Below are 6,562 nucleotides of genomic sequence, written 5' to 3'. Positions count from 1 at the left end.
TATATGGCTACCGTGGCAGCGACACGTTTTGAACCGCTTATTCGGGATTTCTACCAACGCCTGCTGTCCAAGGGTAAGCCGTATAAGGTTGCCGTTACGGCATGTATGCGCAAACTGCTGACGATATTGAATGCCCGGATGCGTGATTACTTTGCCGAAAACGGTACCACCGAAAACGGTATCCGGACGGCTTGATTTGAGTTTTGGTATTTTTGCCCGACGGGGTGAAAAATACAGTTGCTACGTATGCACCCAGCAGGGCAACTACCGCGAGGCAGCCTACTTCGGCATGGTAGAGTTCCTGCGCCTGATGGCAATGGTGCGCCCATCCTTTATCTTTTTCAGCAGCACCCGCAGCGAACTGCCCGCCTATCTCGACCTCGTGGCCGAACTGCGCCTGCCCAGATGGGAGCGTTTTGCAGGCAGCCAAACCCTGACAGTGAGCAGCACCATCAACCGCAATTCAAGCTACGACGACCACCTGATTTATAAGTTCTGACAGCGGGCGGCATACTACTTTTAAAGACATAAGATAATCCCCGTTTAACAGGCCATTAAACGGGGATAAATTTGGGCAAAAGCTTATACAATTTTCTACACTGCGGCGGTGCAAAAGCTGCCGCCGCCTTACAAATTGCTTGCAACAGAGGTTTTAAGCTGATAAAAATGCCGTCTGAAAAAAGTTCCAGACGGCATTGTCATGTTTGGAGAAAAAGGCAGGGCTATTCGATATTCTGCACCTGTTCGCGCATCTGTTCGATCAGGACTTTCAGCTCGACCGAGGCTTGGGTACATTCGGTAGCGATGGATTTACTGCCCAAAGTGTTGGCTTCGCGGTTTAATTCCTGCATCAGGAAGTCCAGCCGTTTTCCGCTGCTGCCTTTGTGTTCGGTAACGATACGGCGCACTTCGGCAATGTGGGTGCGCAGGCGGCTGAATTCTTCATCGACATCGGATTTTTGGACAAACAGGGCAAACTCTTGTTGCAGGCGGTCGTTGTCGATGCTGCCGACTGCTTCGGCAAGGCGGGCGCGGATTTTTTCTTTATGCGCTTCCACCAGCGTGGGGAAGATTTCGCCCAATGCCCCGATGATTTCTTCCATAGACTCGAGGCGTTGTAACAGGTGCTCGCCTAATTTCTTACCTTCCCGCTTGCGTGCAGCAGTAAAGTCTTTTAACGCTTTTTCAGTCAGTTTGGTAATGCTTTTTGCCAATTCTTCCGTATTTTCCCTTTGGCTTGCCAATACGCCGGGAAAACGTAAAATATCGGCAACCCCCAATTTTGCCAGGTCATGATGTTTACGGAGGGTTTGGTTGATTTCTGCAAGTTGTCCGACCAAGTCGTGATTCAGTTCCAAAGATTGGTTTCTGTTTTCCGCATCTTGGATTTGAATTTTGCATTCGACTTTGCCGCGTGCCAGATGGGATGAAATCTGCTCGCGGATGCCGCTTTCTAAATGACGCAAATCATCCGGCATCCTGATTTGAATGTCCAAAAAGCGGTGGTTGACGGCGCGGATATCGAGGTTGATGCGTTTGCTGCCGCACTCTGCCGCCGCGTTGGCAAAGCCGGTCATACTGTGGATGTGGATATTTCCGCTGCTCATGTCGTTCTCTGAAGTCCGTTAAAATGGAATCAATATATCACATCCAACTCAGCCACAGGCAAACTTTTTCCAGATTTACCTCGTACAAATAAGGGATGGACTGAAAAAACACAAGTGCAATTCAAGCTTGAAGGCCAAGGAAAACCACATGTGAATAAAGGAAAAGATACTACTTTAATTAACAATAGCATATTTACAATTCATTTTCAACTCATTGAATTTCAATATTTAAAAATTCACTGAATTTCAGACACGGCAAAGCAGGCATTTAAAAAATGCCTTTTTCCCCTTCAGGATTTACGCCGATTTGTAACGCGATGAATCGTAATCTTCGCCTTTCTTGTGTACGTGATACGCAATAACGGCGAGTTTACGCATCAATGCGGCGATGATGACTTTTTTAGGCTTCTTCTTGGCTTCCAGTCTTTTGATGAAATCGGGAAATGCCCTTATGCGGTATGCGACCATTGCAGGCATAAACAATACGGCGCGTAATTTCCTGTTGCCAAACTTGGTCAGTTTGCCTTTTCCTCTTACGCTTGTACCTGATTCTTTTTGCTGCGGGCTTAAGCCTGCGAACGCTGCAAATTTGTTTGATGTTTCAAATTTCGAAGATGTGAGATGATGAAACAATACGGCTGCGGTCATTCTGCCTATTGCCGGTATGGTTTCAAGACGCTTCACGCCTTCCTTGCATTTCGGCTTCTCCGTCTGCTCTTTTATCTTCGCCTTTAAAACTTCAAGCTGTTCATTCATGGCTTTGATGATTTCTGAATATGCTTTGGCCGCTTCTTCATCTTTTGCCACCTGATAACGGTTTTTCATTGCCGCGCATTCACTTTTGATTTGCGTATATGCTGCGGTCATCCGTGAAAGCCTGTATTGCTCGTCAGTAGGCTTCTGCCTCTTTACAAGCTCGCTTTCTTTCGCCGACTGGCAATACTCCGCTATCAGTTTTGCATCCTGTTTGTCTGTTTTGGTTCGCTTGAATCTGCTTTCTGCATACTTGCTTATTTTCAGCGGATTCAATACGTAAACGCTGTAATACTGCGCGAAGTAATCGGCAACGTCTTCATAATAGTTGCCTGTTGCCTCCATGCATATATGCAAATTCTCGCATCCCAAGCTTTTCAACCAGTCCGAAAACTGATCTAAACCTTTTGAATCGTTGTTAAACTTTGCCGAATATTCGGCATTGCCAACAATAGCGGTTGCGTCAAATGTCAGCTTTGATATATCCAATCCTACGGCGTTACGCATGGGATTAACCTTATCTATTCAGAATCGTGTTCTTTGATACTACTCAATTTCACAAACAAGAAAAAACCGCCCGCCTATTCTTTTCCTCAAACTTTAAGTTTTGGGTATCTTCAGGCTGGACGGTTTCGGCAAGGGTTAGCTATTCCTTTGCCGTTTCTGATTCTATTATGGTTACTGGTTTTGGTAAAGGTTTCTGTTGCGACCCGAATGTCTGATTTTTTTAGGCGTATCTCAGTCTGGAATCACTCCGTTAGTGGGTTTCCGGTATTGAAAAACAGTTCATAAAAAAGGAAAAGGGGGTATTCGTAAAGATTGGGCAAAAAGCGCGCCCAATCTTTACAAAGCTTCCCCCTTTTCCTTTTTTCTGCCCTATTTTCCTGCACCTACAACCCCCGAACGAAGCGATTCCAGACTGAGACACTTTAAAAAAAACAGCCATTCTAGCAGTTAACCCCCTTCACTCCGCTCAAGCCATCCTGAGGGGTAGGGGCTGAAACCGAAAGATTTTTATTTTGAATGAAAGGAACTGTATGACATAGATTCAGGCGCAAAAATCAAAGAGCGGTGGGGATAAGCAAAAATCCCCAAGCCTGAGAACAAGGGGATTTTTTTGCATTCCTGCCAAGTGTGAAACTTACAGGAAAATCAAATGCAGATAACTTTGAAATTTGGCAAACTGCTTTTGACTATCACGATTGATATACGGCTTATTCTAGCCGTTATCATACTGATAAGTCAATAACCCACGACAAGAACCGCCCAATTAAGGGCGGTTTTCTAATTGACAACGCCTCCGCCCGAACCTTCGAATATCTTGCCCTTTTCTTCCCAGTTGTCATACATCAAGTTTTGTTATGGCTTTCCGCCCATTACGAGAACTGGTGGCTTGTCCGCTTTCGCGTACTGTGCCTCCTGTTCCGTCCTTTGCTGTTCATCCTTGTAAGGGTTGAATGGCAGGCCGTTTTTCGCGTAATCCTTGCACATTGCCTTTGTGATTTCCTTCAATGGCGTTCCCTGTTGTGAGTAACACGTGCAATCTGATTTTCCGCCGTCGATACATCCGGCGATTTTTTCAAATGTTTTTACCTGTCTAACATCGTTGTATATGGGCTTGCTTTCGGGCTTTTCGGGTAAAGTCGGCGTAAAGTCTTCAGGTTTCAGATTTTTGGAATGCTCAAAAGACGCTGTTTCTGATGATGCCGTCTGCTCCGTCATCGTTTGTTGCACAACGCTTTCTTTTTGCGCTTCCTGCTCAATCTCGCCGCCTGTTGCTTTACTGTAAATTTGAAACATGCCGTAAGTTTTCCAGCCTACAAACCCTACAATCACAATCAACGCCCAAACCGCCCAAGGTACTTTTTTCTTGAACTTTTGGTGCTGGCTTGATGATTTGTAGTATTTAAAGGCTTCTTTAGGCGGTTTCCAATTTGCGACTTCTACGCCGCTTACGCCTGCCGGATTGTCCAACGAGGTTACGCATTTATACCAATAATACTGTTTCATTCCTATTGCCTTGCGTTCAAGGTGTACATGCTTTGAAACAAGGTTGCGGACGAATATATCAAGTTGGCTCGGGTGCTGCGTCATTAAAATGACGGTATGCCCTTGATGGCGGAGTTCTGTCAGTTCCTGAATATAGGGCGGAACGGGACGGCCTGCCGCGCGTACCGGATAAGTGTAATGGGCTTCGTCAACAATCAGCACTGCGCCTTCCGGTATGACATCACGAAGCGGGGCGGACATGATTTGCTCTTCCGTCAGTTCGTGGGCTTTAAATTTCCGTTTATCCAATCCGTCGATATGGCAGAAATAAAGCGGCCTGTCTACCTCCGTGCCGTCTTCCAATTTCATTTTGAACAATCCGTCTTCGTTGTTCAAAATCATAGAGACGACGCGGGAGGTTTTGCCTGTCCCCATATTTCCTGTAAACAGATAAATCATGTTTCTACCTCATCTTGGAAAGACAAACGTCAGTTTGTTCAATGCGCGTATACCGATGAAGAACGAGAATGCGCCGAACAGGTAGCCCAACCCCTGACCGAATCCCGAAATTAAAAGAAGGTTCAGTATGTCGGAAGGCATGGAATTGATCGCGTTTGCGGTGTAGTCCTTGAACTTGTTCAGTGCGATGATATACCCGGCATAGGTTACGAATGTCAGACCTGTTGCAAGGATGATTCTGACAATCAGCAGTTTCAGAAGTATGCCTAAAAGTGGAATCAGACCGGCAAGTAATGGCATTTATTTCCCCTTCAACGAACCGAAAACGACAAAAGCCGACATAATGATAAAGGCGAGCAGTACGGCAAAACGGATTTTTTCCGCAAACACGCATAACGGCTGATAGCTTGCCTCATAACGCTTGCCGAAAACATGAAAGGTTTTCGGCTGCGGACATACGCCGTTAGACGGTAAAAAGTCGTCCGAAGACCATGTTTTATCGTCTGTTACTTGCGGTATGCTTATATCGTCAAACATGCCGTCTGAAGGTTTGCCCATCTCCTGACAGGCTAGGATTTTTGGAAAATACTTGCATAAAAAACCACCGTCTTGCTCATCTTTCCCGTCTTTGTCATCTCTGCCGTTTGTGCGCCCCGGAACGGCTGGGGAATCGGGTCTTGTGCCGGGCTGTCCGTCCGTATCGGGATTTGCATCGGGATTCAAATCGGGGTCGGGTTCGGGATTGGGGCGCGTGCCGGGGTTCTCATTGAGGTTCGGGTTGTTTGCGGGGTTTTCGGCGGGCGATACTTCGGGCAGCGGCTGTGCGTTCGGTGCTTCCGCGCTTCCGGGTGTGAGATCGGGACGCGGGATTACTTGAACATCCACCGTGGTGTTGCCTTGCGAATCTCTGCCGAATGTTGCGACAACCTGAACGGGATTCCCGTTCCTGTCCGTAACGGGCCCCATATTCACTTTTGTTCCGGGTGCGACTTCTACTTTTTCGGAATAACCGGGATAACCGGTTGCCCTTATGTATTTGTCGGGATTGGCATCGACTTTTAAGGCTAAAATCTCTTCCAGCTTTTTGGCATCCATTTCTTCTTTGTATTTTGGATTGCGGATAAGAGAGAAATTAGCCCCATTTCTGTAATCATCACCTTTATTGACCGAACAATCTCCGCCGTTCCAATCAAATGTGCAACTATTTAAAACAAAATTATTCCAATCCAAAGAACTTAATTTATTCAGTTCTTCTTTATGCCAATTCCAAAACGGACGTGCCAGCCTATACATTTGGCTTTCCATCAATTCTTTGACTTCGGGGAATCTGCTGTAATCGGACATAAGGCGCATAATCGAACTGTCAACGCCGTAGCAGCCATAGGTTCTATTAATACGTCTTTCGTCTTCGTACCAAAGGCAATTACTATATTCGTAGCCTTTTACAAATTTGTCGGTTTCGGTGTCGTATTGGTAGCCTCGTGCCTGTATGTCTTCTTTGAAGGTTTCGTAGATGTCATGGGCTAAAAGTGCGGTTCCGACATAGGGAACTGCCCTTGTGCTGAATTTCGCGCCTTGGCGGACAAGTTTGCCGACCCCCGCCAATACGCCGGCGCGGGAAACGCTGGCGGTTATTTTGGCGTTGATTCGGGCTTTTGCGCTCGTGGGGATATGTTCGACATTTGCCGCTTCTGTGAATTTGGCAAAACTCTTAGAACTTGAATCTAATTTAAAACCACTTGATTTTAAATTAT

General features: G+C 46.3%; 5 protein-coding genes and 2 pseudogenes. 2 read left to right on the top strand and 5 right to left on the bottom strand.

Going from position 1 to position 6,562, the window contains the following annotated elements:
• Both DBY86_RS08950 and DBY86_RS13735 read left to right on the top strand, forming a co-directional pair.
• A pseudogene (locus tag DBY86_RS08950) lies at positions 1–195 on the top strand (IS110 family transposase); the annotation flags it as partial.
• Between the two features lies 1 nt (position 196).
• Positions 197–499 carry a hypothetical protein gene (locus DBY86_RS13735; RefSeq protein ID WP_234403427.1) on the top strand — a complete coding sequence of 101 codons (303 nt, stop codon included), beginning with the start codon at positions 197–199 and terminating at the stop codon, positions 497–499.
• A 223-nt stretch (positions 500–722) separates the two neighbouring features.
• Here the strand turns inward: DBY86_RS13735 and DBY86_RS08935 are convergent, their stop codons facing one another.
• The 5 genes and pseudogenes from DBY86_RS08935 to DBY86_RS08915 form a co-directional block, all read right to left on the bottom strand.
• A complete protein-coding gene (locus DBY86_RS08935; protein ID WP_107819710.1) occupies positions 723–1,607 on the bottom strand; it encodes a YicC/YloC family endoribonuclease in 885 nt (294 codons plus the stop codon).
• Between the two features lie 297 nt (positions 1,608–1,904).
• Entirely contained in the window at positions 1,905–2,867 is a 963-nt protein-coding gene (locus DBY86_RS08930; protein WP_107819709.1) for an IS110 family RNA-guided transposase, read from the bottom strand.
• Positions 2,868–3,719: 852 nt separating this feature from the next.
• Positions 3,720–4,808, bottom strand: a complete 1,089-nt coding sequence (locus tag DBY86_RS08925) for a zonular occludens toxin domain-containing protein (protein ID WP_107819708.1) — start codon at positions 4,806–4,808, stop codon at positions 3,720–3,722.
• A 9-nt stretch (positions 4,809–4,817) separates the two neighbouring features.
• Positions 4,818–5,108, bottom strand: coding sequence for a DUF2523 domain-containing protein (locus DBY86_RS08920; protein WP_107819707.1), 291 nt, complete (start codon positions 5,106–5,108; stop codon positions 4,818–4,820).
• Positions 5,109–6,515, bottom strand: a pseudogene (locus tag DBY86_RS08915) (IgG-binding virulence factor TspB family protein); the annotation flags it as partial.
• Positions 6,516–6,562: the final 47 nt, after the last annotated feature.

The sequence above is a fragment of the Neisseria bergeri genome (assembly GCA_003044455.1).
GTDB lineage: Bacteria > Pseudomonadota > Gammaproteobacteria > Burkholderiales > Neisseriaceae > Neisseria > Neisseria bergeri.
The sequence above is the reverse complement of the archived record's forward strand: the minus strand, read 5'-3'. Positions and strand labels throughout refer to the sequence as shown.

Coding starts and splice junctions, on each gene's coding strand:
- DBY86_RS08935 (WP_107819710.1), bottom strand. CDS start 1,607: ATGAGCAGCGGAAATATCCACATCCACAGTATGACCGGCTTTGCCAAC.
- DBY86_RS08925 (WP_107819708.1), bottom strand. CDS start 4,808: ATGATTTATCTGTTTACAGGAAATATGGGGACAGGCAAAACCTCCCGC.
- DBY86_RS08930 (WP_107819709.1), bottom strand. CDS start 2,867: ATGCGTAACGCCGTAGGATTGGATATATCAAAGCTGACATTTGACGCA.
- DBY86_RS08920 (WP_107819707.1), bottom strand. CDS start 5,108: ATGCCATTACTTGCCGGTCTGATTCCACTTTTAGGCATACTTCTGAAA.